Genomic DNA, 25984 nt, shown 5'->3' with positions numbered 1-25984 from the left:
CGCAGGCTTTTTTACATGTTATTTCAACATATTACGAATGACATAGTGGAGAATACCGTCGTTCTGGTAATACGTTAACTCCGTCGCGGTATCGATGCGGCAACGGCACAAAATCACCTCTTTACGCCCATCCGTCCGAGACAAACTTACCGGAACTGTCGCCCCCGGTTTAATGTTTTGCAGGTCCGTAATATCAATCGCTTCCTCACCGGTTAATCCCAGCGTTTTACGCGTAACCCCCTGTGGGAACTCAAGCGGTAGAATCCCCATGCCGATCAGGTTAGAACGGTGAATTCGCTCAAAGGACTCAGCAATAACCACGCGTACACCCAGCAAGCGTGGACCTTTCGCAGCCCAGTCACGACTGGAGCCAGAACCATATTCCTTACCGGCAATGACTGCCAACGGAACATTCTCCTGTTGGTATTGCATGGCGGCATCATAGATAGCCACCACTTCCGTCCCCGGCAAATGCCGCGTCATCCCGCCTTCCACGCCTGGCACCATCTCATTACGAATACGAATATTGGCAAAAGTACCGCGCATCATCACTTCATGGTTTCCGCGTCGGGACCCGTAGGAGTTAAAGTCTTTGCGCTCAACGCCGTGGCTTTGCAAATACCGACCGGCCGGGCTATCCGCTTTAATGCTACCTGCCGGAGAAATATGGTCGGTGGTCACCGAGTCGCCTAACATCGCCAGAATGCGGGCGCCATGAATGTCCCGCACCGGATCCGGCGTAGCCTGCATACCATCAAAGAACGGCGACAAACGGATATAGGTCGAGTCCGACTGCCAGCCATAGGTGTCAGCCCGATCAACTTGAATCGCTTTCCATTCCGGCGTGCCTTCAAACACTTCGGCATACTCTTTATGGAACATAGCGGTAGACACCTGCTCAACGGCTCGGGCGATTTCCTGCGCAGTTGGCCAGATATCTTTCAAGTAAACGGGATCGCCTTTTCTATCATGACCTAACGGGTCTTTCGTCAGGTTGATATTCATATTCCCCGCCAGTGCGTAAGCTACTACCAGCGGCGGAGACGCCAACCAGTTCGTCTTGACGAGCGGATGGATGCGTCCTTCAAAGTTACGGTTGCCGGAAAGCACTGCGCCAACCGTGAGATCGCCTTTTTTGATCGCCGTCTCAATAGGATCGGGCAACGGTCCGGAATTACCTATACAGGTAGTACAGCCATAACCCACGAGGTTAAAGCCCAACTCATCGAGATACGGTGTGAACCCGGCCTGTGCCAGATAGTCAGAAACGACTTTAGAGCCAGGCGCCAGTGAAGCTTTAACCCAGGGTTGACGTTTCAGACCGAGCGTAACCGCTTTCTTCGCCAGCAGTCCCGCCGCCATCAATACGCTTGGGTTAGAGGTGTTGGTACAGGAGGTGATCGCCGCAATCACCACCGCGCCATCCGGCAACTGGTATTGATGCCCGTTCATTGTATAGTCCACTGGCTGACGATCTTTTAGCGAGCTATTCACTTCAAGCTCGTTACTCGCCGAGAACGCTTTCGGGACATCAGCGAGCGCAACCCGATCCTGCGGACGTTTCGGCCCGGCAAGGCTCGCCTCCACACTCCCCATATCCAGCTCCAGCGAGCTGGTAAATACGGGTTCATCGCCTGGGTTACGCCACATCCCCTGCGCTTTAGCATAAGCGCCGACCAGTTCGACCTGCTCCTCACTGCGTCCGCTCAGGCGCATATATTCAAGAGTGATGTCATCAATCGGGAAGAAACCACAGGTTGCGCCATATTCCGGCGACATGTTCGCAATGGTTGCCCGATCGGCCAGCGGTAAGGTGTCCAGACCATCGCCATAGAATTCAACAAATTTCCCAACCACACCGTGCTTACGCAGCATTTGGGTGACGGTCAGCACCAGATCGGTTGCGGTGATACCTTCCCGCAGTTTACCTACCAGCTTGAAGCCCACCACGTCAGGGATAAGCATTGAGACCGGCTGGCCCAGCATCGCGGCTTCGGCTTCAATGCCCCCGACGCCCCAGCCCAGCACACCGAGACCATTTATCATCGTAGTATGGGAATCGGTACCGACCAGCGTATCCGGATAAGCCACCCATTCACCGTTTTGTAATTCGCTCCAGACGGCTTTACCCAAATATTCAAGGTTAACCTGGTGACAAATCCCCGTTCCCGGCGGCACAACGCTGAAGCGACTGAATGCTTGCTGTCCCCATTTCAGAAACACATAGCGCTCATGGTTACGTTCCATTTCCAGACGGACGTTCTCTTCGAAAGCGTCATCATCACCGAAACGATCCACCGTTACGGAGTGGTCTATGACAAGATCAACTGGCGAAAGCGGATTCACTTTTGCCGTATCCCCGCCCAAACGTTTTACCGCTTCGCGCATAGCGGCCAGATCGACCACTGCGGGTACGCCGGTAAAGTCCTGCATCAAAACGCGAGCGGGTCGATAGGCAATCTCACGATCGGCATGCGCGGTTTCCAACCAACGCGCCAGGGCATGAATATCGTCTTCGGTAACGGTATTTTCGTCCTGCCAGCGAAGCAGGTTCTCCAGCAAAACTTTTAACGATTTAGGCAGGCGGGTGATATCACCCAGTGTTTGTGCGGCCAGAGGCAAGCTGTAGTAACGGTAGGTTTTATCATTAACCTGCAATGTGTCCTTACTGGCTTCGCGTAGGGTCGACGACATAGCTCCTCCTTAAATGACAGGGTTGGATCCCCTGATTTTCTTCAGGGTTAGTATTAAAGATAACACAAACAAAATGTAACGCTTTGATAACAACTCAAATTGATAAAAGTGGAGAACATCAGAAAAGCGGCGTGTGGTATAAATTGCGAGGAGAAGGTACGAGAGCGAAAGTGGGTCGCGTTAATGTGTAACAGGTATGTATGCAATCGATAATATGCTGATTAGCGGGGGACATCGCGATTGCATGTAATAAGTCATACGAAGTATCAGACAGAGGGCAAATAATAATGACAATAAAATTGGTATTAATTACTGTTTCTGTTCATCATCAGTAAACAGATCAATAAACGCGCGTTGTTCAGGGGAAAGCGTCCAGGAGGTGGGGATTTCCGGCCCATTCTCTGCGCCGCTATTGCTCTCTTGTTCATTTTCATGAGGAGATGGCGTTACGGTGGCGTGTTGTTCCGGTGCGGACATGACCTACCCCCACACTTGCCAGACCACGAGCGCGACGACAATCCAGAACACAGCGGAGCCGAGAAAAACAGCAAACCAGGCTTTACGTTTCATCGCGGGATCCCTGCGTGCAGGCTGGTTTCCTGAAGGCATTGCTAACCTCATACTATCGAAATCACTTATCATTTAGGCACCAAACAATCGGTACAATTAATCATCAGATAGGAGGAATCCTAATAAAAAAGGCAAAAAAAAGCCAGTTAATTTTCGGACTCATCCTGATAAATAAATCGATTGTTTGATCGGTTATAAATATTTGAAAGGAATTTTTGGCAAGCTAACTAATTTGAAACTACTTTAGAGAACCTTTTCCATAAACTATATATGGTTAATTTATTCACGACAAATTATCAATATTCAGCGTCTCCCGTCGGTATCGCATTATGCAGAAGGATACCGACGAGATAACAGCAGGTATTATTTCTCAGGCAATTTAATATCTTTAAACATGGCTTCAATATCATCATTCGAACGCAGCGCCACCGCAGTATCCACCACATCTCGCGTCAGATGTGGCGCGAAACGTTGAATGAAATCATACATGTAACTGCGTAAAAACGTACTGCGACGAAAACCAATTTTGGTGGTGCTATGACTAAAGATATCGTGCGCGTCAACACGGACAAGATCCGGGTCGGAGACGGGATCAACCGCCATGCTGGCAATTACCCCCACGCCGAGGCCCAGACGCACATAGGTTTTAATGACATCGGCATCGGTCGCGGTAAAAACTATCCGCGGCTCCAGACCCGCACGATTAAAAGCGGTATCCAGTTCCGAACGCCCGGTAAAACCGAAGGTGTAGGTGACCAGCGGATACTGCGCCAACTCCTCAATAGAAACGGATGCTTTTCCCGCCAGCGGATGATCCGGCGTCACGACGATCGAGCGGTTCCAGTGATAACAAGGTAACATCACCAAATCGTCATACAGGTGCAGGGCTTCCGTCGCAATGGCAAAGTCTGCATTCCCTTTCGAAACGGCTTCGGCGATTTGCGTCGGCGATCCCTGGTGCATGTGCAAAGAGACGCGAGGGTATCGCTCAATAAAACCTTTAATCACGTTTGGCAGTGCGTAACGTGCTTGTGTGTGGGTCGTCGCGATGTATAACGAGCCTTTGTCCGGCCAGGTATGTTCACCGGCAACGGACTTAATGGCATCCACCTTCGACAGTACCTCACGCGCAATACGGATGACTTCCTGCCCCGCTGGCGTAACCTGCGTCAGGTGCTTACCGCTACGGGCAAAAATCTGGATACCAAGTTCATCTTCAAGCATACGAACTTGCTTACTGATGCCTGGCTGGGAGGTATAAAGCCCTTCCGCCGTTGAGGAGACATTAAGGTTGTGGTTCACCACCTCAACAATGTAGCGAAGCTGCTGTAATTTCATGTTAAGCCATCCCGATTTATGCCATCAGATCATCGTTTCAAAGCAGACTCGTTAGCGCTGCTAATACGATTTAATAATAAAAAACGTGTTAACTATAACCACTATATCATTTCTATGTAAGCTGTATAGGCATGACAAAAAATAATACGCCAGAAACAAAAAGGGTCGCTTACGCGACCCTTTAAGGAGAAATTCAGGCGGAATGCCGTTATTTCTTCCCTTCAACCCATTTACCGTCAACAAAGAACGCGGACCAGCCGGTCGCCTTACCGTCTTTCTCAGCGGCAACGTATTGCTGCTTGGTTTTACGGCTGAAACGGACCATGGACTTGTTGCCGTCCGGGTCCGTCTGCGGCGCGTCTGCCAGATAACGCAGTTTTTCCGGCAGACGATCGCGGAAGCGGTACAGCTCTTCCACTAACGGCGCGCGGGTCTCACGTGATTTCGGGAACGTATTTGCCGCCAGGAAGATACCTGCAGCGCCATCACGTAACACAAAATACGCGTCAGATTTTTCACACGGCAGTTCCGGCAGCGGAACCGGATCTTCTTTCGGCGGAGCGACTTCACCGTTACGCAGGATCTTACGAGTGTTTTTGCACTCGTCGTTGGTACACGCCATGTACTTACCGAAACGCCCCATTTTCAGGTGCATTTCAGAGCCACATTTTTCGCACTCAACGATAGGACCGTCATAACCCTTGATGCGGAATTCACCCTCTTCGATCTCGTAGCCGTCGCAGGTCGGGTTATTACCACATACATGCAGCTTACGCTTAGGATCGATAAGGTAGCTGTCCATCGCCGTACCGCACTTCTGGCAGCGACGTTTGGCGCGCAGAGCGTTCGTTTCCGCGTCGTCGCCTTCCAGCACGTTCAGCACTTCGTTTTCCGGCACCAGGTTAATGGTGGTTTTGCAACGCTCTTTCGGCGACAGCGCATAGCCGGAACAGCCGAGGAAAACGCCGGTGCTGGCGGTACGAATACCCATCTTGCGTCCGCAGGTCGGGCAATCAATGCTGGTCAGCACCATCTGATTCGGACGCATACCGCCCTCCTCAGGATCTTTCTCGGCTTTATCCAGTTGCTGAGTAAAATCGGTGAAGAAGGTGTCGAGTACGCCTTTCCATTCGGCTTCGTGATTCGCCACCTGGTCGAGGCTGTCTTCCATCTGCGCGGTAAAATCGTAGTTCATCAGTTCGCGGAAGTTTTCTTCCAGACGATCGGTGACAATTTCACCCATTTTTTCAGCATAGAAGCGACGGTTCTCAACGCGAACATAGCCGCGATCCTGAATCGTGGAAATAATCGACGCATACGTTGATGGACGACCAATACCACGCTTTTCAAGCTCTTTAACCAGCGAGGCTTCACTGAAACGAGCAGGCGGTTTGGTAAAGTGTTGCGCTGGCGTCAGTTCGACAAGCGTCAACGTATCGCCTTTATCCACCGCCGGTAAGATACGGTCTTCATCGCCCTTACGCAGCGCAGGCATCACTTTGGTCCAGCCATCGAAACGCAGAATACGACCACGCGCTTTCAGGCGGAAATCACCCGCGCCCACGGTTAAGGTGGTGGAATCATATTTCGCCGGCGTCATCTGGCAGGCAACAAACTGACGCCAGATCAACTGGTACAGTTTCTGCGCATCAGCTTCCATGTCTTTCAGTGATTCCGCCTGTACGGCGACATCGGAGGGACGGATAGCTTCGTGCGCTTCCTGAGAGTTCTCTTTGCTGGCGTACTGGTTCGCACTCTCCGGCAGATATTTTTTACCAAAATTATCGCTGATGTAATCGCGAACCATGGTGACGGCGTCCTGACTCAGGTTTGTTGAGTCCGTACGCATATAGGTGATGTAACCCGCTTCGTACAAGCGCTGTGCCATCATCATGGTTTTCTTCACGCCAAAGCCCAGACGCGTGCTCGCAGCCTGCTGTAGCGTGGAGGTAATAAACGGCGCGCCCGGCTTGCTGCTGGTCGGTTTATCTTCACGTTCCAGAACGCTATAGCGCGCTTTTTCCAATAGGCTAACAGCGGCAAGCGTTTGTTCCCGGTTGACCGGGCGGAACGGTTTATCATTCTGATGCGTCACCTCAAGCGGCAAAGCATCGCCACCAGGCGTGGTCGTGTCAGCACCAATTTCCCAGAACTCTTCTGGGACAAATGCTTTGATTTCACGTTCACGCTCAACCACCAGACGTACAGCAACCGACTGTACGCGGCCTGCAGACAAACCACGCGCAATTTTTTTCCACAGCAGCGGCGACACCATATAGCCCACCACGCGGTCCATAAAGCGGCGCGCCTGTTGCGCGTTAACCCGGTCGATGTTCAGTTCGCCCGGTTTTTCAAACGCCTGACGAATAGCGTTCTTGGTAATTTCGTTAAACACCACGCGGCTGTAGCGGGTGTCATCGCCGCCGATCACTTCCCGCAGGTGCCATGCAATGGCTTCCCCTTCGCGGTCAAGGTCGGTTGCGAGATAGATGTGGTCGGCTTTTTCAGCCAGTTGCTTCAGTTCAGAAACAACTTTCTCTTTACCAGGCAGCACTTCATAGCGCGCATCCCAGTTGTGCCACGGGTCAACACCCATGCGGTTGACGAGAGCGCCACGTTCATCCTTTTTGGGCTTTTTAGCCGTTTTGGTGGAGGTTGAGTCGGCGCTCTTTTTAGTTGCTGAGCCACTGGTCGGCAAATCACGGATATGACCGACGCTGGATTTCACCACGTAGTCATTACCCAGATACTTGTTGATCGTTTTGGCTTTTGCCGGGGACTCAACGATGACAAGAGCTTTACCCATATTCACCTTTACCTAATTTGATTCTTCCAGAATGCGTCGCACGTTGATTCACCTTCCACTGGCGACGAGACATCGATATGGTCTCTGCGTCGGCGGATATCAACCCCTTAAACTGATTCGCGCTTGTAATGTAACTCTCATGTAACTGAGTTAACAGGCTTTTTTGCTCACAAACGCTATAGCACGACGAAGTATTGGTCGAATGTCAAGCAAATCTGTTGCCAGATTGACGAAAGCGTCACACTGTACCTGATAAAATGCGTTACGCAACTTTATTAGCATGCAAAAACAAATCTCGCCAGTTGCAACCCTGACGTAAGACCTTCATTTATGTCAGGGAATATTTGCCCATAAGCCGGGCTCGGCGTAGACTAATGTCCTTGTTTAAGGAGTAAATAATGCATAAAGACACGCAACCTATCGATCGCGAAACGCTGCTGATTGAAGCCAACAAAATCATTCGTGAGCATGAGGACACGCTGGCGGGGATTGTCGCCACCGGCGTTACGCAGCGAAATGGCGTGCTGGTTTTCAGCGGCGATTACTTTTTAGACGAACAAGGGCTTCCGACGCCCAAAAGTACGGCAGTGTTTAATATGTTTAAGCACCTGGCACACGTACTTTCTGAAAAGTATCACTTGATCGATTAATACAAGAAATGATTTGCCGGATGGCGGCTCTGCCATATCCGGCCCAGGATGTTGTCATCCTGTGGGCCGGGTAAGATGCTTTAGCATCACCATCCGGCAATGACAATTTTACATCAGCGGTTTCTGTCCCCGCTGCCACCAGCGCAGCAGCAAACGATCGGCGCTCTCGGCCGCACTCCCGGTAAAGCGATCCATCAGTTTTTTGCGCTGCATATAGCGAACGCTCAACACTTCGCGCCCTTCCATTAGCCCGAGGATCACTTCATCACTGGTATTGATTTCATCCACCAGCCCGTTCGCCAGCGCCTGTTGCCCAAACCAGTGTTCGCCGGTGGCAACCTGCTCAATGTCCAGAGTCGGACGCATGCGCTGCACAAAATCCTTAAACAGGTGATGGGTTTCATTCAGATCTTCGCGGAATTTCTGCCGCCCTTCTTCCGTGTTTTCACCCAGCAGCGTCAGCGTACGCTTGTACTGTCCGGCGGTGTGCAGTTCGATATCAATATCCTTCCCTTTCAGAAAGCGGTTAAAGTTCGGGATCTGCGCCACGACGCCAATCGACCCGACGATAGCAAACGGTGCCGAGACAATTTTATCGGCTACGCAGGCCATCATATACCCACCGCTCGCGGCGACTTTATCCACCGTTACGGTCAACGGAATCTGCTTATCGCGCAGACGCTGTAACTGCGATGCAGCCAGGCCATAACCATGAACCACACCGCCCGGGCTTTCCAGGCGAACCACCACTTGATCCTGCGGTTTAACCACTGCCAGCACCGCCGTCACTTCCTCACGTAACGCGCTGACCTCATGGGCGTCCATGCTGCCTTTAAAATCCAGCACCCATACACGTGGTTTATCAGATGACGTACTGTCTCCCTGTTTCGCTTTTGCCTTGGCTGCCTTCGCTTCCAGTTTCTGTTTCTTTTTCTGCGCCTTATGCCAGAATTTTTGCTGATGCCCGTCCAGTAATGCCAGCGACAGATCATCCTTCATCTCTTTATATTGCTCGCTGAGGTTAACTACCCGCAGCTCCCCGCGCTGACGCTTGCGTTGTGTCGCGTTCACAATCAGCATCACAACTACCGCAATAGCCACCACGACAGTGACAATTTTTGCCAAAAACAGCCCATATTCAGACAACAATTCCACGAGACCCACCTTGGTTAAACAACGCTATTCCCGCTCAGTGTACAACAGGCTGCTTAACCCGTCTTGCTTCATCCATCCTGGTGCTGAATCAGCAAAAAGCATGACAAAGCGTTCATTTTGCGGTGTTATTGCCTTTGGCTGATTGAAAAAGAACAGGGTTTAAGGCATAAAGCCGAAACGTTATCGCGAACGAGATGGCCAGAGCGTTGCCGAGGAGTAGCCGTGCATTACCAACCTAAACAAGACCTTTTACAGGACCGCATTATTCTGGTTACCGGTGCCAGTGATGGTATCGGACGTGAAGCTGCACAGACCTATGTGCGTTACGGCGCGACCGTTATTCTGCTTGGGCGTAACGAAGAAAAACTGCGCCAGGTTGCCCGTACTATTGCCGATGAAAACGGTACGCAGCCACACTGGTTCACGCTGGATCTGCTCACTTGTACTTCTGAAGAATGCCACCAGCTCGCACAGCGCATTGCCGCACATTTTCCACGTCTGGATGGCGTACTACATAATGCCGGATTACTGGGTGATATTTGTCCAATGAGTGAACAAAATCCGCAGATCTGGCAAGATGTCATGCAGGTAAATGTGAATGCCACCTTTATGCTGACCCAGGCATTGCTGCCGCTATTGCTGAAATCCGATGCCGGATCGCTGGTCTTTACCTCTTCCAGCGTCGGTCGCCAGGGACGCGCCAATTGGGGCGCATATGCTACCTCCAAATTCGCTACCGAAGGCATGATGCAGGTTCTGGCAGATGAATATCAGAACCGTCACCTGCGCGTAAACTGTATCAATCCAGGCGGTACGCGTACCGGAATGCGAGCCAGTGCATTTCCAACTGAAGATCCGCAAAAATTGAAAACCCCCGCCGATATTATGCCGCTCTACCTGTGGCTGATGGGCGATGACAGCCGCCGTAAAACCGGTATGACTTTCGATGCCCAGCCGGGCCGTAAACCAGGAATAGCTCAATGAGTGAAGAACGCTACCAGCAGCGCCAGCAGCGCGTTAAAGAGCGGGTTGATGCCCGCGTTGCCGCTGCAAAGGATGAACGCGGGATCATTATCGTATTCACCGGAAACGGTAAGGGTAAAACCACCGCTGCGTTCGGGACCGCCACGCGCGCGGTGGGCCATGGTAAAAAAGTCGGCGTGGTGCAGTTTATTAAAGGTACCTGGCCAAACGGTGAACGAAACTTACTCGAACCCCATGGCGTAGAGTTTCAGGTTATGGCGACAGGATTTACCTGGGACACGCAAAACCGCGAGTCGGATACCGCAGCCTGTATGGCCGTATGGGAACATGGAAAGCGAATGCTGGCTGATGCTGAACTTGATATGGTTATCCTGGACGAACTGACCTATATGGTGGCGTACGACTATCTGCCGCTTGAAGAGGTTATCAATGCCTTAAATGCGCGTCCTGCCCATCAGACGGTGATTATCACCGGTCGGGGATGTCATCGCGATATTCTGGAGTTAGCAGATACGGTGAGCGAACTGCGCCCGGTTAAGCACGCGTTTGAAGCAGGCGTGAAGGCTCAGATGGGAATTGATTACTGACACCAGGCCGGATAAGGCGCTTTTGCCGCATCCGGCTCCACGCTAACGCCTGATGGCGCTTTGCTTATCAGGCCTGGTCATGATTAACCGTTGTTGCTGCGACCACCCGGACGACGGCTGCTGCCGACCTGTGAGTGGCGCTTCACCGCACGACGGATCTGGTTCGCCTTCATACGACGACGATCTTTCTCGACGGCAACTTTAGAGGTCGTTTCCGGCTTCAGCTCCACCAGTTCACGTAAATAGTTGGTCTGCGCAAGATCAAGCTCCGTCCAGCCGCCACGCGGCAGGCCTTTCGGCAGCGGGATATCGCCGTAACGGACACGGATAAGACGACTTACCTGCACGCCTACAGCTTCCCACAGTCGACGTACTTCACGGTTACGCCCTTCGGTCAGCGTGACGTTGTACCACTGGTTGATCCCTTCACCACCGCTGAACTTGATTGTTTTAAACGCCGCCGGACCATCTTCCAACTGTACGCCACGACTCAGATCGCGCAGTTTCGCGTCATCAACCTGACCAAACACACGCACCGCATATTCACGCTCAACTTCACGGCTTGGATGCATCAGACGGTTTGCCAGTTCACCGTCGGTAGTGAACAGCAATAAACCGCAGGTATTCACATCCAGACGCCCCACGGCAATCCAGCGCGCATCGCGCAGTTTTGGCAGACGATCAAATACGGTCGGACGACCTTCCGGGTCGTTACGGGTACACAGTTCACCTTCTGGTTTGTAATAGGCCAGAACGCGACAGATTTGTTCCGCAGACTCTTTAACTGAAATCAGATGACCGTCGATACGGATTTTCAGACCCGGTGTCACTTCAACGCGATCGCCGAGCGTGGCAATTTTGCCATCAACGCTCACACGGCCCGCGGCAATAATGGTTTCAATTTCACGGCGAGAACCGTGGCCGGCGCGCGCCAGCACTTTTTGTAACTTTTCGCTCATAGAGCTTCCTTTAGATGTCGCCTTCACAGGCGTCTGATATACTTTCAAAAACAACAAGTTAACAATGATTTTACATCAACTTATTGATATGTAACTATTTTATGGAACACAACATGGCAAACAATATGTCACACAAGCTGTCACACACAATGCTTCGAGGCCGGACATACTACACGAATTTTAGATTAAATGATTCAACTAGTTTTGTTCGTCTTAGTCTAGGCACTGATAGCCGTAAACAGGCTGAAGTGATCATGAACCAGATACGACCTTTTATCCCTCTAGTACAAAACGGGACGATGAGTCTTGATGAATTCAGACGAAGAATGCAGGGTTACCGTACTGCTACAAAGCTGGATTTTGATAACTATCTGCTGCACACCCTTCAAATGGATATTACAGAAGTCAAACGATTACCACAGCTAGGGCACTATCATAAAAGAATCTTCCCAGATTCACCTTTATCCCCTTCAGCTACTGTCGAATCAGCACAAAAGTATGCCGATTTGTGTTTGGAGCGTTTATATAGTGGCGATGACATAGGGGCTAAAGAAGTACTCATGGGATTGCAATCCCTTGATATGTTGGAACAAAAAAAAGGTGGTCTCAGCACCAGTAAACTAGAATTTTCCAGAGATGCCATACCTTGGGCTAAAGAAGTAGCAGGGGAAATAGACATGAACCGTGCTATTGTTTATCAAGCATACAGTGCATTCTACTCTGGAGATCTTACTCAATATCGTCAGATATTAGAAACCCTGCAATCGCAGTTAAAAACGCGTGAACACACAGCGAAATCAACCACAACTTCCATTCAACCTATTGCAGCAACTGCAAAAAATGAACAAAAAAAAGAAACTATTTCCCTTTCTCAAGCTTGGATGCTCTACGTGAAAGAAAAAGGACAAAAGTGGCGCATAAGTGTCGCTAATGAAAACCAGCGTTTCTACGATGTTCTGTACTATGTCGTCGGAAATAAATCTATTGATTCAGTGACAAAGCAGGATATACGTGAGGCACTTAAAATTACAGAAAATCTCCCCAACCGCACCAAATTACCCTACAAACGGTTGACCCTCAAAGAATGTATTGCGTACGACGTTCCTGAAGAAGAGCTACTTAGTAGCCAACATGTCGAAAAACACCTAAAAATCTGGCGCTCATTATTCAGAAAATATCTAGTGGAAACTAAAGATTTCCTAGAGAAATCCCCTACAGACGGGATTTCTTACCAGGTAAGCCCAAATCGAAGGGGTCATTATAATGCAGCCGAACTTGTAAAACTAAAGACAAAGCTGTTTTCACTTTCTGATACTGATTGGCGTAAGTGGTATTTTCTCGCACTAATGTACACAGGTGCACGTCGTGGCGAACTTGCATCAATAAAGAAACAAGACATTCGCAAAGATGATGAAACAGGGCGTTGGTATATTTTCATTGAAGAAGGAAAAACGGATCACGCCCAACGTCAAATTCCATTACACAAAAAGCTAGAAAACGGATTACTTACTTTGATCAACGGTTTGAATGATAACGATTTTGTTTTCAATGGACTACCAAATTACACAACAACAACTGAAGTGTGGGCCAATCTGATGAAGGAACTCAGCATTCCGGATTACGATGACTATGGGTTAAAACGCCGTATTCACAGTTTACGGCATACTTTTATGACGAATTGCATTGCTGCAAAACAACCAATACCACTTATGCAATTCGTTGTCGGACATTCCAGAAACAAAAGCCTAGGGGTAACAGCGTTGTATACCCATCGCCCGCCGCTGAAGGATTTATTATGTATCGTCGATTTTCAGCAATAGTAGCTGTCTGTTTGTACGACAGTAAAATTGATATCTGTCGCTGGTTTCAGACTGCGCCAGAACGCATCAATTTATGCCTGTATGTAACCAGAATGTCAGCGCTGCCCACTGATCCAAAGCAAAGCACTTATCAACTGGGAAGTACCTTGTTGGGTTATCGCAAAAACGGCAAAATGGCAGAAGCAAACCCGAAAAATACCGCAGATTAAAAATAATCTTTGCACTGCCACGACTTGTGCGCTATTGTTATCTTGGGATTATATACATCATGTAAACCTTCTTCGAAAAAATTTCATACATCTTTTTACCGTCAGCCTTTATCTGATGGGGTTTGTGTTATCCGTAACCGCTCCGTTTTACGGTGGTCAGATGGTAATAACTTATACGTGTGTGCGTGTACGCGAGGGTTGTTTATATAACTAACTTGTGGGGGTATTGTGTCAGAAGAAGGATGTGCTCAGTCAATGCTCACACATGCTACGCCTTACACAACCAAAATTCATAAACACGGGCGTTACAGGGTCATCACAGGTGATGTTTTCATTCGTCATGGTTACTCCTACCCGATCAACACCACCGACCAATCTGGTGTTCGCCTTGATATCCTTACCCCTATAGCAGAACAGCTTGATGCAATACTGTCCATCTACAGCCGGGTTTACTTCTCTCGCTTCGATTTACGCTTACCTGAGAGTACCCCAATAGACACAGGCAACAAGTGGGTAAGCGATCTGTTTAAAAAACTACGTGAACGCCTGAAGTCTAAATTAAACAGACCTGAGGGATTAGCAGAACCGATCCTCAACTTTGCTTATGGCTGGGTACGGGAGAAAGAGAAAGCAAAACAGGTGCATTATCATTGCTGGATTGCCCTTCCGCATCGACAGGTCAGACGCCTTGGGACACCCACAAGCGGCATTGCCGGAAGTATTGTTGAAATCTGGATGGGCCTGACGGGTGGTAAAGCAGCGCTGGTGGAGCTGCCAAAAGCAACGGAAAGATATTCGAATCATTACGTTATCGAAAGAAATAGGCCGGAAACGCTAAAAGGTCCCTTCCAGTGGGTATCGTATCTGGCGAAAGAGCGTGGAAAGTATCAGACCGGAGATGGGGATCGGGTCCACTCAACATCAAAATTGAGGGGTGAAAAAATGAAATCGCTAAATCCTTCGTGTAACGCTTCCTGAGCCATTTAAAGAGCATGGCAGTACCTTCGCATTACCCACACTACAAAAAGCGCTCACGATAGCGCTCGTTGCGTTTAACAATGCCTTCTATCATATACAACGGCTTAACTTTTAAATATAGCACTCCATCACTATCTTTTCCAGGTGGATTTAAGCTGGTGTGCGGCTCCGCTGGATTTACTGTCGCCGGAATATTTCGGATTAATTGACCCGAAAATAGCCATAATTAAGCCTCACACGTTGGCGGGGCAGCATCTGAATCTGAGTGCAGGCAGGTTAAATCTTACGCCTCTTTGATGTTCCAGTTTCGTTTGATAGTAGGGAGACTTAAATTCAGTGCTAAGGCCGCTTTGGACTGACTCAGCCCCTTTGCTCTGGCTTCCTGTACACGCTGAAGGGTATCTACCGCAACCGGACGGCCTAACTTTTTCCCTTCCTTCTTCGCTCGTGCTAATCCCTCTTTAGTGCGCTCAATGATGCGAGACTTCTCGAACTCCGCAAACGCCGAAAACATTTGCAGCATCAGTTTCCCTTCCGCGCTAGAAAGATTACGCACGGGCAGATCCAATGAAACAACCTCAATCCCTTTTTCAACCAGCATTGAAATAGTTTGCTGAACGTCAATGTTGTCTCTTCCTAAGCGATCCAGTTTCAGCACTACCAGTTGATCCCCTGCCTCCAGTTTATGAGTAACCATATCGGCAAAAGCTTTACGTTGCATTGCCTGCACTCCACCTGACACAGTTTCTGATACCACCCTGTTATCATTCACCTTATAGCCAGCCTGACGAATTGCAAAAATCTGGTTTTCTGTTGACTGCTCGTTGGTAGAAACACGGCAATATGCAAAAGTGCGACTCATAAAAATCTCCGAGAGAGGTATCAATAAACGGTATCATTATTAATCGCTGGTATCGTTATGTCAATATGCTAAGTTTATGATACCAGTTATGGGTACAGTTTATCGGTATCATAAAACGTTCGATTGTTGATACCAGAAGGGCCGGGCCATGAAACAACCCGCTGATATTTGCCAGGGATCGGGGGCGACTTTTACGGGAGGAGGAAACCTGCCTGGCAGATCAGTCTATGGATGTGGTGATGTTTACACTCACTACTCTTTTTTCTGGATGCGTCGGCTATGTAGATCAATCACACTGTCTTCTGATGTGAATCCTTTCAGGCTTTTAAGAATATAATTCCGTTGGGAGGGGGTTAGATCTGGGTGTTCCAGTAAACGTCGTAACGCATCCCGAAAGTTTTGCCACAATCTCTTCTCTTCATCGTCCATTGCCATACCACTCATCAGATTGTTCTTAATCCACATTAGGATAAAAAATCTGATTTGACCACTACTAAAATAAAATATCAGACGATAAAAGTGTAAAAAAAACAGAAGGATATACCTTTATAATACCAGTATTATCAACGGCTCGGAAGTGTCTAGATTATCCGTGGCGATTCAGCTGGTTATATGGAAACAATCTCACATCCGCTAAAAAAGAATCTTAGGCTAAAGGTTTGATGTATCGCTTGCCACCCTACTGTTTGGAATGTACCGAACGATTGTCTGTGCCATAATCCCAGAAATGACCATCTGACTTAACTCAACCGTTGTGTCAGGAAGTTTCCAGGTTACTTTACTTGGATCAGAAAACTCAGGCTTTCCATACTTCTGAGTTAGTAATTGATTTAATGTGCCAAATTGATGTGCAGCGATGCCTTCATTTTTCTTTTCATTGCTGGCTACGTTCGTTTGAACAAGCCGATCAGCTCCGTCGAACAAAAATGTCACTGTATACAGACCGCTATCAATCGATACATTATCAATCCGCACTTTTCCAAAGTTATCCTTATACTTTTCTGGTGAGATGAGATGTGCACCATTGCCCTGAGCAGCAACAACTTCTGACGGATTCATGTCCCATGTAGTATTTCCATACCCTATGCCCTTGGCGAATGAGAGTAGAGGTAAAGTTAGAATCACGAAAGCCATTAGTAGTTTTTTCATTACATCCCCACGAATTGAGTTTATTAATTGTGAACCAGTTTACAATGATCCCATTGCTCAGTGCTTCTTGCGATGCGGTCACTAATTGCAAAGTTTCCCAGCGACGGATCATAGGCGTACACTTTGCTTTTATCATCTGCCATCATCAACTTACCGTTAGTTTTCAGCTTTGGCGAGAGCAAGTATGTACCGTTTAAACGGTTAGCTTTGAAGCTATCGACATACAATGTTACCTCGGCACTACCCAACACACGTAAAGCATCGATTCTTCCATTCTGTATCGCTGCAATAGCATACTGACAGAGATACGTTTTAGCAGTTGAAGACGTATTTTTTCCGTCAACCTTAGCTGATGAGGAAGGGGGAGAGGATTTAGGGATTGAACTATGAAGAGAAGTTGACGGGTAAGAGTATGAATAATTTTTATACGTAGTTGATGTGCCTGACCCAATCCGGCACGTTTTTCCAACCGCAATGCACGAATTACCGCATGGAATACTTTTCTTGCAGTTCTTAGCGTGTGCAGAGAATGACAACCCAGCCAATAGAAATGTACCAATGGTTATCCTAACCAACGAAGACCAGCCCATAAACCACCCTTCTTTTAAGATTTTCTCTACATGATACCATACCTAAATTAAGGGAATAGTAGCCAATAAGCCCGTTGGTGGTAATACCGAATACGGGACTATACCAAGGAAGACATTAACAGCCGGGAAAGGTGTACATACATGATGAGAGTCGCGATGTGGCTAATGGCTGTCACACAAGTTAGTAACAACCATTAACCGAAAAACAGTAAACCATTGATTATAAATGATTTAATATTTATCTTGTGCGCCTTCACAGGCGTCGAACAGGAGAATCAACGGCGCCAGTCAGCGCCATTTTAAGGCCGCGTAGTATAGCGGTTCGCGCCCTTATAAGAAAGGTTTAACGTCGCCGACGCCTTCACGCAAGACCACCGGGGAATCGTCAGTTAAATCGATGACTGTGGTCGGCTGCTGGCCGAGATAGCCGCCGTGGATAATCAGCTCCACCTGCTTCTCCAGACGATCCTTAATCTCTTCCGGGTCAGACTCGGTAAATTCACTGCCCGGCAGCATCAGCGATGTAGAGAGCATCGGCTCGCCCAGTGCTTCCAGCAGCGCCAGCGCAATCGGATTCGACGGCACACGCAGGCCGATGGTCTTACGTTTTTCCTGCAACAAACGGCGCGGCACTTCTTTCGTCCCTTTCAGGATGAAGGTGTAGTTGCCTGGCGTATTATTTTTAATCAAACGAAAAGCCACGTTATCGACAAACGAATAGGTCGACAGTTCGGACAGGTCACGGCACATCAGCGTAAAGTTGTGTCCGTCCGGCAGGTGGCGAATGCGACAAATGCGCTCCATTGCGCCTTTATCTTCAATTTTGCAGCCCAACGCATAGCCGGAATCGGTTGGATAGACAATCACCCCGCCCTTACGCACGATTTCAACGGCCTGATTGATCAGCCGCTGCTGCGGGTTTTCGGGATGAATATAAAAAAACTGGCTCATACTTTCCTCTCTGTAATCTCAGGCTGTTCCCAAAGTTGCCAGACGCCTTCTACGCCTGCGGGCAACCAGAGTTTACGACCCAGTTCAATCCACGGGCAGGGCTGATGAAAATCAGATCCTTGCGATGCCCACAATTGATGCTGGCGCGCAAGCGTCGCCAGATGGGTGCGTTCATTGGGAGACTGTTGGCACTGCGCCACTTCCATCGCGTCACCGCGGTGTTCAGCGAAGTATGCAACCAGTCTTTTCAGCCACTTAGCGCTAAGATCGTACCGCCCCGGATGAGCCAGAACTGCCTTACCGCCAGAATGATGAATGACATCAATAGCTTGTTCTATTGTACACCACTGCGGCGGAACGTAACCGGTTTTCCCACGGGCAAGGTATTTTTTAAAAACATCTGCAATAGTCGTGGCTTTTCCGCATTCCACCAGAAAACGCGCAAAATGTCCCCGCGTGACCGCCCCGCCATCTGCCAGACGCAACGCGCCTTCCCATGCGCCGGGAATATGCGCTTTGTCGAGTCGTTCAGCAATCAGGCGCGCGCGCTGCTGACGGCGCTCCGTTTGTTGCGCCAAAAACTCGCACATCAATGGATGAGAAATATCTATATTCAGACCTACAATATGGATCTCATGATTTTCCCACACCGTTGAAATCTCGACGCCCGAGATCAGATTTAACGCTAAACCCGAACGTGAAATTTCTTCTCTTGCCGCCGCAATACCGCCCGTGGTGTCATGATCGGTGATCGCCAGTGTGCCGACTCGCATCTCTACCGCACGGTGTACTAAGGCTTCAGGGGTTAATCGCCCATCGGAGGCTGTAGTATGACTGTGCAGGTCATAAATCACTGCGTAATTCGTGTCGCTCAAGGCGGCTCCCATTTCAATAAATGTCGTAACACGCCCATCATAGCGGTTTCGACAAATTTACTGAAATCAGGTGTTGACTTTACTCCATCGAACTAGTTAACTAGTACGCAAGTTCACATGAAGAAGGTATCTGAGATGAAAGCAACATTTGTCCTGCACGGTTGGTGGCGCACTTCCTGATTTCGGGCAGTGTCTTACGTCTGCAATATGCAACCAGATACCCGGCCCGCCAACTGAGCGGGCTTTTTTTTGAACAAAATTAATGAGAATAACGATGCAAACACAAAAACCGACACTCGAATTGCTTACCTGCGATGCCGCCTACCGTGAGAATCCGACAGCGCTATTTCATCAGGTGTGTGGCGCGCGTCCGGCGACGCTGCTGCTTGAATCCGCAGATATCAATAGCAAAGATGATCTGAAGAGCCTGCTGCTGGTCGACAGCGCGTTACGCATCACCGCTCTGGGTGACACTGTCACTATCAAGGCCCTCTCCGCGAACGGCGCATCGCTGCTACCCCTGCTGGATGCAGCGCTGCCTGCTGGCGTTGAAAACGAACAACAGCCGAACATACGTCATTTGAAATTTCCCAATGTAAGCCCGTTGCTGGATGAAGATGCCCGCTTATGTTCCCTTTCCGTATTTGATGCTTTCCGTTTATTGCAGGAACTGGTCAATGTCCCTGCGCAAGAACGTGAAGCGATGTTCTTCGGCGGTCTGTTTTCCTATGACCTGGTCGCCGGTTTTGAAGATTTACCGCAGCTTGAAGCAGGTAACCGTTGCCCGGACTACTGCTTTTATCTGGCAGAGACGCTGATGGTCATTGACCACCAGAAAAAAAGCACCCGCATTCAGGCCAGCGTGTTTACCCCTAGCGATGGCGAAAAACAGCGTCTGAACGCTCGTCTGGCGCAACTGAGCCAGCAGCTTACCGAGCCCGCTCCACCGCTGCCCGTGACAGAAATTCCGCAGATGCGCTGCGAATGTAACCAGAGCGATGAAGAATTTGGCGCTGTGGTGCGCGGGATGCAAAAAGCCATTCGCGCAGGCGAGATTTTCCAGGTGGTTCCGTCCCGCCGTTTCTCATTGCCCTGCCCGTCACCGCTGGCGGCCTACTATGTGCTAAAGAAAAGTAATCCCAGCCCGTATATGTTTTTCATGCAGGACAACGATTTCACGCTGTTCGGCGCCTCTCCGGAAAGCTCGCTGAAATATGATGCCACCAGCCGGCAGATTGAGATCTACCCGATTGCCGGAACGCGTCCGCGCGGTCGCCGGGCGGATGGCTCGCTGGACCGCGATCTCGACAGCCGTATCGAGCTGGAGATGCGTACCGATCATAAAGAGCTTTCCGAGCACCTGATGCTGGTTGACCTTGCACGTAACGACCTGGCGCGCATCTGCACGCCGGGTAGTCGCTACGTTGCTGATCTGACCAAAGTGGATCGGTACTCCTTCGTGATGCACCTGGTTTCCCGCGTAGTCGGCGAACTGCGTAGCGATCTGGATGTGCTGCATGCGTACCGCGCCTGTATGAATATGGGCACGCTAAGCGGTGCGCCGAAAGTTCGCGCCATGCAGCTTATCGCCGAGGCCGAAGGTCGTCGCCGTGGCAGCTATGGCGGCGCGGTAGGCTACTTTACCGCCCATGGCGATCTGGATACCTGTATTGTGATTCGTTCCGCCCTCGTGGAAGACGGTATTGCCACCGTACAAGCCGGTGCCGGGATTGTTCTGGATTCTGTTCCGCAGTCTGAAGCCGATGAAACCCGTAATAAAGCGCGTGCGGTTTTGCGTGCTATCGCCACTGCGCACCACGCACAGGAGACTTTCTAATGGCTGACATTCTGCTGCTCGATAACATCGACTCATTTACCTATAACCTGGCGGATCAGCTGCGTACTAACGGTCATAACGTGGTGATTTACCGCAACCATATTCCGGCCCAGACGTTAATTGACCGCTTAGCAACCATGAAAAACCCGGTGCTGATGCTCTCGCCGGGGCCAGGTGCGCCAAGCGAAGCGGGCTGCATGCCGGAGCTGTTAACCCGCCTGCGCGGCAAGCTGCCGATTATCGGTATTTGTCTGGGGCATCAGGCGATTGTTGAAGCCTACGGCGGCTATGTCGGTCAGGCAGGCGAGATCCTGCACGGTAAAGCGTCCAGCATTGAACACGACGGTCAGGCAATGTTCAGCGGTCTGGCGAATCCATTGCCGGTAGCGCGTTACCACTCGCTTGTAGGTAGCAACGTTCCGGCCGGATTGACCATCAACGCCCACTTTAACGGCATGGTGATGGCGGTCCGTCACGATACCGATCGCGTGTGTGGCTTCCAGTTCCATCCGGAATCGATCCTCACCACCCAGGGCGCGCTTCTGCTGGAGCAAACGCTGGCCTGGGCGCAACAGAAACTCGAGCAGACCAATACGCTGCAACCTATTCTGGAGAAACTGTATCAGGCTCAGACGCTATCCCAGCAGGAAAGCCACCAGCTGTTCTCTGCCGTTGTACGCGGGGAACTGAAGCCGGAACAACTCGCTGCGGCGCTGGTGAGCATGAAAATTCGTGGCGAACACCCGCATGAAATTGCCGGTGCGGCGACCGCGCTGCTGGAAAACGCCGCCCCGTTCCCGCGCCCTGATTATCTGTTTGCCGATATTGTCGGTACCGGCGGCGACGGTAGCAACAGTATCAATATCTCTACGGCCAGCGCTTTCGTTGCGGCGGCCTGTGGACTGAAAGTGGCCAAACACGGCAATCGCAGCGTCTCCAGTAAATCTGGATCTTCGGATCTGTTGGCGGCGTTTGGCATTAATCTGGACATGAACGCCGATAAATCCCGTCAGGCGCTTGACGATCTTGGTGTGTGCTTCTTGTTTGCACCGAAATACCACACCGGTTTTCGCCACGCCATGCCGGTACGCCAACAGTTGAAAACCCGCACGCTGTTTAACGTACTCGGTCCGTTGATTAATCCGGCGCATCCACCGCTGGCGCTGATCGGCGTTTACAGCCCGGAACTGGTACTGCCGATTGCCGAAACGCTGCGCGTATTGGGATATCAGCGTGCCGCGGTCGTACACAGTGGCGGCATGGATGAAGTTTCGCTGCATGCGCCGACTATTGTGGCGGAGCTGCATGATGGCGAAATCAAGAGCTATCAACTGACGGCGGAAGACTTTGGCCTGACGCCTTACCATCAGGAACAGCTGGCGGGCGGCACGCCGGAAGAAAACCGTGACATTCTTAGTCGCTTGTTACAAGGTAAAGGTGAAGCCGCTCATGAAGCAGCCGTTGCCGCGAATGTCGCCATGTTAATGCGCCTGCACGGTGAAGAAGATTTAAAAACCAATGCGCAAACCGTGATTAATGTGCTGCGTAGCGGCGTGGCCTATGACCGTGTCACTGCGCTGGCAGCAAGAGGGTAAATGATGCAAACCGTTTTAGCGAAAATTGTCGCTGACAAGGCGATTTGGGTAGAAGCCCGGAAACAACAACAACCGCTGGCCAGCTTTCAAAATGACGTACAACCCAGCGCTCGTGATTTCTACGATGCGCTGCAAGGCGCGCGTACCGCCTTTATTCTGGAGTGCAAAAAAGCCTCGCCATCGAAAGGCGTGATTCGTGATGACTTCGACCCGGCACTGATTGCGGACGTGTATAAACATTATGCATCTGCGATTTCCGTACTGACCGATGAAAAATATTTCCAGGGCAGCTTTGATTTCCTGCCCATCGTCAGCCGTATCGCTTCGCAGCCCATCCTGTGTAAGGACTTTATTATCGATCCTTACCAGATTTACCTGGCGCGTTTCTACCAGGCGGACGCCTGCCTGCTGATGCTGTCAGTGCTGGACGATGAGCAATATCGTCAACTCGCCGCCGTGGCCCATAGTCTGAAGATGGGTGTTCTGACCGAAGTCAGTAACGAAGAAGAGCTGGAGCGTGCTATCGCTCTCGGCGCCAAAGTCGTTGGTATCAATAACCGTGATTTACGCGATCTGTCGATTGACCTGAACCGCACCCGCCAACTGGCGCCGCGACTGGGTCATGGCGTAACCGTCATCAGCGAGTCCGGTATTAATACCTACGGCCAGGTACGCGAACTCAGCCACTTCGCCAACGGTTTTCTGATTGGCTCTGCGCTGATGTCGCATGATGACCTGCACGCCGCCGTGCGTCGGGTTCTGCTTGGCGAGAACAAAGTCTGCGGTTTGACCCGGACTCAGGATGCAAACGCGGCATATGAAGCGGGCGCCATATATGGCGGGTTGATTTTCGTGCCCTCATCTCCGCGCGCGGTTAGCGTTGAGCAGGCGCGAGAAGTGATAAGCGGTGCGCCATTGCAGTATGTCGGCGTGTTCCGTAACACCGAGATTACCGAGGTGTGCGACAAAGCGTTGGCCCTGGGACTGAGTGCAGTGCAACTGCATGGCAGCGAAGATCAGACCTATGTTGACGCCCTGCGCGATGCGCTGCCCAAACAGGTGCAAATCTGGAAAGCGCTGAGCGTGAGCGAAACGTTGCCAGCCAGGGATTATCAGCATGTCGATAAGTACGTGTTCGACAACGGCCAGGGCGGTAGCGGTCAACGCTTCGACTGGTCGCTTTTAGGCGGACAATCGCTGGATAACGTTTTACTGGCTGGCGGACTTGGCGCTGATAACTGTGTCAACGCGGCAAAAACCGGCTGTGCCGGGCTCGATTTTAATTCTGGCGTAGAGTCACAGCCGGGCATCAAAGATGCACGACTCCTGGCTTCGGTCTTTCAGACGCTGCGCGCATATTAAGGAAAAGGACATGACAACATTACTCAATCCGTACTTTGGTGAATTTGGCGGTATGTATGTGCCACAAATTCTGATGCCTGCCCTGCGTCAACTGGAAGAAGCTTTCGTCAGCGCGCAAAAAGATCCTGAGTTTCAGGCGCAGTTTACCGATCTGCTGAAAAACTATGCTGGTCGTCCAACCGCGCTGACCAAATGCCAGAACATTACTAACGGGACCAACACCACGCTGTATCTTAAGCGTGAAGATTTATTGCACGGCGGTGCGCACAAAACTAACCAGGTGTTGGGTCAGGCGTTACTGGCGAAGCGTATGGGGAAAACGGAAATCATCGCCGAAACCGGCGCGGGTCAGCACGGTGTTGCATCGGCGCTGGCCAGTGCATTGCTGGGTCTGAAATGCCGTATTTATATGGGTGCGAAAGACGTTGAGCGTCAGTCGCCTAACGTTTTCCGTATGCGTCTGATGGGAGCAGAAGTCATTCCTGTTCATAGCGGTTCTGCAACGCTGAAAGACGCCTGTAACGAAGCGCTGCGCGACTGGTCTGGCAGCTACGATACCGCGCACTATATGCTCGGGACAGCGGCGGGACCGCATCCCTTCCCGACCATTGTACGTGAATTCCAGCGCATGATCGGCGAAGAAACGAAAGCGCAGATTCTGGAAAAAGAAGGTCGTTTGCCGGACGCTGTTATCGCCTGCGTGGGCGGTGGTTCTAACGCCATCGGCATGTTTGCCGATTTTATTAATGAAACCAGCGTCGGTCTGATTGGCGTAGAGCCTGGCGGTCACGGGATCGAATCCGGTGAACACGGCGCACCGCTGAAACACGGTCGTGTCGGGATTTACTTTGGCATGAAATCCCCGATGATGCAGACTGAAGAAGGACAAATTGAAGAGTCTTACTCTGTTTCCGCAGGTCTGGATTTCCCGTCTGTCGGGCCGCAGCATGCCTACCTGAACAGCATCGGACGTGCCGATTATGTTTCAATCACTGACGATGAAGCGCTGGAAGCCTTTAAAACGCTGTGTCTGCACGAGGGGATCATCCCGGCGCTGGAGTCCTCCCATGCCCTGGCACACGCCCTGAAAATGATGCGTGAAAATCCGGAAAAAGAGCAGTTACTGGTGGTTAATCTCTCCGGTCGCGGCGACAAAGACATTTTCACCGTACACGATATTCTGAAAGCGCGAGGGGAAATCTGATGGAACGTTACGAAAATCTTTTTGCACAGCTGAAGGACCGCAAAGAAGGTGCTTTTGTCCCCTTCGTAACCCTGGGCGATCCGTCGGTCGAACAGTCACTGAAAATCATTGATACGCTGATTGAAGCCGGCGCTGATGCGCTTGAACTCGGCATTCCGTTCTCCGATCCGCTGGCGGACGGTCCGACCATACAGGAAGCTACACTGCGGGCATTTGCCGCGGGCGTGACACCGTCACAATGCTTTGAGATGCTGGCATTGATTCGTCAGAAACACCCCACTATTCCAATTGGTCTGCTGATGTATGCCAACCTGGTGTTCAGCAAGGGTATTGACGAATTCTACGCTCAGTGCGAGAAAGTCGGCGTGGATTCTGTTTTGGTGGCAGATGTGCCTGTTGAGGAGTCTGCGCCATTCAGAGCTGCGGCGCTCCGCCACAACATTGCGCCTATTTTTATCTGCCCGCCGAACGCTGATGAAGAACTGCTGCGCCAGATTGCCTCTTACGGTCGCGGCTATACCTATCTGCTTTCGCGTGCCGGCGTGACTGGCGCTGAAAATCGTGCGGCGTTACCACTGCATCATCTGGTCCAAAAGCTGAAAGAATATGGTGCTCCTCCGTCATTACAGGGCTTTGGTATCTCTGCACCTGACCAGGTGACCGGCGCGATTGAAGCCGGTGCTGCCGGGGCAATTTCCGGTTCAGCGATTGTGAAAATCATTGAGAAGAATGTTGCCGCGCCTGAGCAAATGCTGGCGGAGCTGAAAGCCTTTGTCAGCGCGATGAAAGCGGCCACGCCTTACTAAGCT

24 protein-coding genes and 1 other annotated feature are annotated in these 25984 nt (G+C 50.6%); of the genes, 12 read left to right on the top strand and 12 right to left on the bottom strand.

Annotated features, from left to right (window positions below):
* Window positions 1–18: 18 nt before the first annotated feature.
* From acnA to topA, 5 genes are all read right to left on the bottom strand, one after another.
* Window positions 19–2694 carry an aconitate hydratase AcnA gene (acnA, locus tag FHD02_RS06405; protein WP_220393713.1) on the bottom strand — a complete coding sequence of 892 codons (2676 nt, stop codon included), beginning with the start codon at window positions 2692–2694 and terminating at the stop codon, window positions 19–21.
* Between the two features lie 309 nt (window positions 2695–3003).
* Window positions 3004–3171 (bottom strand): hypothetical protein, encoded by a 168-nt coding sequence (locus FHD02_RS06400; RefSeq protein ID WP_170975145.1) that lies wholly within the window; start codon window positions 3169–3171, stop codon window positions 3004–3006.
* A 3-nt stretch (window positions 3172–3174) separates the two neighbouring features.
* Window positions 3175–3315 carry a YmiA family putative membrane protein gene (locus FHD02_RS06395; RefSeq protein ID WP_213083790.1) on the bottom strand — a complete coding sequence of 47 codons (141 nt, stop codon included), beginning with the start codon at window positions 3313–3315 and terminating at the stop codon, window positions 3175–3177.
* A gap of 312 nt (window positions 3316–3627) precedes the next feature.
* Entirely contained in the window at window positions 3628–4602 is a 975-nt protein-coding gene (gene cysB, locus FHD02_RS06390) for an HTH-type transcriptional regulator CysB (protein ID WP_042308079.1), read from the bottom strand.
* A 208-nt stretch (window positions 4603–4810) separates the two neighbouring features.
* Window positions 4811–7408 carry a type I DNA topoisomerase gene (topA, locus tag FHD02_RS06385; RefSeq protein WP_220393712.1) on the bottom strand — a complete coding sequence of 866 codons (2598 nt, stop codon included), beginning with the start codon at window positions 7406–7408 and terminating at the stop codon, window positions 4811–4813.
* Window positions 7409–7806: 398 nt separating this feature from the next.
* Here topA and FHD02_RS06380 point away from each other — a divergent pair, with 398 nt between their 5' ends.
* Window positions 7807–8058: a YciN family protein gene (locus FHD02_RS06380; protein WP_003020616.1), complete on the top strand. Its 252-nt coding sequence runs from the start codon at window positions 7807–7809 to the stop codon at window positions 8056–8058.
* 108 nt (window positions 8059–8166) lie between these two features.
* Here FHD02_RS06380 and sohB read toward each other — a convergent pair whose 3' ends face one another.
* The gene (gene sohB / locus FHD02_RS06375) at window positions 8167–9213 is read right to left on the bottom strand and encodes a protease SohB (RefSeq protein ID WP_220393711.1); all 1047 of its coding nucleotides are present in this window, start codon (window positions 9211–9213) and stop codon (window positions 8167–8169) included.
* A 222-nt stretch (window positions 9214–9435) separates the two neighbouring features.
* Between sohB and FHD02_RS06370 the strand changes: the two genes are divergently transcribed.
* Window positions 9436–10197, top strand: a complete 762-nt coding sequence (locus FHD02_RS06370) for a YciK family oxidoreductase (protein WP_079223959.1) — start codon at window positions 9436–9438, stop codon at window positions 10195–10197.
* Complete coding sequence (gene cobO, locus FHD02_RS06365; protein ID WP_061381239.1) at window positions 10194–10784, top strand: cob(I)yrinic acid a,c-diamide adenosyltransferase; 591 nt, start codon at window positions 10194–10196, stop codon at window positions 10782–10784. Before FHD02_RS06370 ends, cobO begins: the two co-directional genes overlap by 4 nt.
* A gap of 83 nt (window positions 10785–10867) precedes the next feature.
* Here the strand turns inward: cobO and rluB are convergent, their stop codons facing one another.
* Window positions 10868–11743: a 23S rRNA pseudouridine(2605) synthase RluB gene (gene rluB, locus FHD02_RS06360; RefSeq protein ID WP_038640972.1), complete on the bottom strand. Its 876-nt coding sequence runs from the start codon at window positions 11741–11743 to the stop codon at window positions 10868–10870.
* A gap of 113 nt (window positions 11744–11856) precedes the next feature.
* On the opposite strand from rluB, the gene FHD02_RS06355 reads away from it, so the two are divergent.
* The 3 genes from FHD02_RS06355 (at window position 11857) to FHD02_RS06345 (ending at window position 14750) form a co-directional block, all read left to right on the top strand.
* The gene (locus FHD02_RS06355) at window positions 11857–13563 is read left to right on the top strand and encodes a tyrosine-type recombinase/integrase (protein ID WP_063940817.1); all 1707 of its coding nucleotides are present in this window, start codon (window positions 11857–11859) and stop codon (window positions 13561–13563) included.
* Window positions 13539–13772 carry a hypothetical protein gene (locus FHD02_RS06350; protein WP_164562737.1) on the top strand — a complete coding sequence of 78 codons (234 nt, stop codon included), beginning with the start codon at window positions 13539–13541 and terminating at the stop codon, window positions 13770–13772. Before FHD02_RS06355 ends, FHD02_RS06350 begins: the two co-directional genes overlap by 25 nt.
* 255 nt (window positions 13773–14027) lie before the next feature.
* On the top strand, window positions 14028–14750 hold the full coding sequence (locus FHD02_RS06345) for an inovirus-type Gp2 protein (protein WP_220393721.1): 723 nt from the start codon (window positions 14028–14030) through the stop codon (window positions 14748–14750).
* A gap of 283 nt (window positions 14751–15033) precedes the next feature.
* Here FHD02_RS06345 and FHD02_RS06340 read toward each other — a convergent pair whose 3' ends face one another.
* The 5 genes from FHD02_RS06340 to rnm form a co-directional block, all read right to left on the bottom strand.
* Complete coding sequence (locus FHD02_RS06340) at window positions 15034–15612, bottom strand: recombinase family protein (RefSeq protein WP_220393710.1); 579 nt, start codon at window positions 15610–15612, stop codon at window positions 15034–15036.
* Between the two features lie 651 nt (window positions 15613–16263).
* Window positions 16264–16761 (bottom strand): hypothetical protein, encoded by a 498-nt coding sequence (locus tag FHD02_RS06335; RefSeq protein ID WP_057067333.1) that lies wholly within the window; start codon window positions 16759–16761, stop codon window positions 16264–16266.
* Between the two features lie 23 nt (window positions 16762–16784).
* The gene (locus tag FHD02_RS06330) at window positions 16785–17351 is read right to left on the bottom strand and encodes a hypothetical protein (RefSeq protein WP_220393723.1); all 567 of its coding nucleotides are present in this window, start codon (window positions 17349–17351) and stop codon (window positions 16785–16787) included.
* 330 nt (window positions 17352–17681) lie between these two features.
* On the bottom strand, window positions 17682–18302 hold the full coding sequence (locus FHD02_RS06325) for an L-threonylcarbamoyladenylate synthase (RefSeq protein WP_042308069.1): 621 nt from the start codon (window positions 18300–18302) through the stop codon (window positions 17682–17684).
* Window positions 18299–19189, bottom strand: coding sequence for an RNase AM (rnm, locus tag FHD02_RS06320; RefSeq protein ID WP_087856124.1), 891 nt, complete (start codon window positions 19187–19189; stop codon window positions 18299–18301). Before rnm ends, FHD02_RS06325 begins: the two co-directional genes overlap by 4 nt.
* A gap of 123 nt (window positions 19190–19312) precedes the next feature.
* Here rnm and trpL point away from each other — a divergent pair, with 123 nt between their 5' ends.
* From trpL to trpA, 6 genes are all read left to right on the top strand, one after another.
* Window positions 19313–19357, top strand: coding sequence for a trp operon leader peptide (trpL, locus tag FHD02_RS06315; RefSeq protein ID WP_012905981.1), 45 nt, complete (start codon window positions 19313–19315; stop codon window positions 19355–19357).
* Window positions 19334–19428: a sequence feature (Trp leader region), on the top strand. Its footprint overlaps the gene before it by 24 nt.
* A 23-nt stretch (window positions 19429–19451) precedes the next feature.
* Window positions 19452–21014 carry an anthranilate synthase component 1 gene (locus FHD02_RS06310; protein ID WP_042308066.1) on the top strand — a complete coding sequence of 521 codons (1563 nt, stop codon included), beginning with the start codon at window positions 19452–19454 and terminating at the stop codon, window positions 21012–21014.
* The gene (trpD, locus tag FHD02_RS06305; protein WP_137370627.1) at window positions 21014–22609 is read left to right on the top strand and encodes a bifunctional anthranilate synthase glutamate amidotransferase component TrpG/anthranilate phosphoribosyltransferase TrpD; all 1596 of its coding nucleotides are present in this window, start codon (window positions 21014–21016) and stop codon (window positions 22607–22609) included. Before FHD02_RS06310 ends, trpD begins: the two co-directional genes overlap by 1 nt.
* A 3-nt stretch (window positions 22610–22612) precedes the next feature.
* Window positions 22613–23971: a bifunctional indole-3-glycerol-phosphate synthase TrpC/phosphoribosylanthranilate isomerase TrpF gene (gene trpCF / locus FHD02_RS06300; protein ID WP_220393720.1), complete on the top strand. Its 1359-nt coding sequence runs from the start codon at window positions 22613–22615 to the stop codon at window positions 23969–23971.
* 10 nt (window positions 23972–23981) lie between these two features.
* The gene (gene trpB, locus FHD02_RS06295; protein ID WP_042308063.1) at window positions 23982–25175 is read left to right on the top strand and encodes a tryptophan synthase subunit beta; all 1194 of its coding nucleotides are present in this window, start codon (window positions 23982–23984) and stop codon (window positions 25173–25175) included.
* Window positions 25175–25981: a tryptophan synthase subunit alpha gene (gene trpA, locus FHD02_RS06290; protein ID WP_042308062.1), complete on the top strand. Its 807-nt coding sequence runs from the start codon at window positions 25175–25177 to the stop codon at window positions 25979–25981. The genes trpB and trpA overlap by 1 nt, the downstream gene beginning before the upstream one ends.
* Window positions 25982–25984 lie beyond the last annotated feature (3 nt).

Origin of the sequence: Citrobacter sp. EC_71 (assembly GCF_019584005.1) — a bacterium.
GTDB lineage: Bacteria > Pseudomonadota > Gammaproteobacteria > Enterobacterales > Enterobacteriaceae > Citrobacter > Citrobacter werkmanii.
This window is presented reverse-complemented; position numbering and strand designations above follow the sequence as displayed.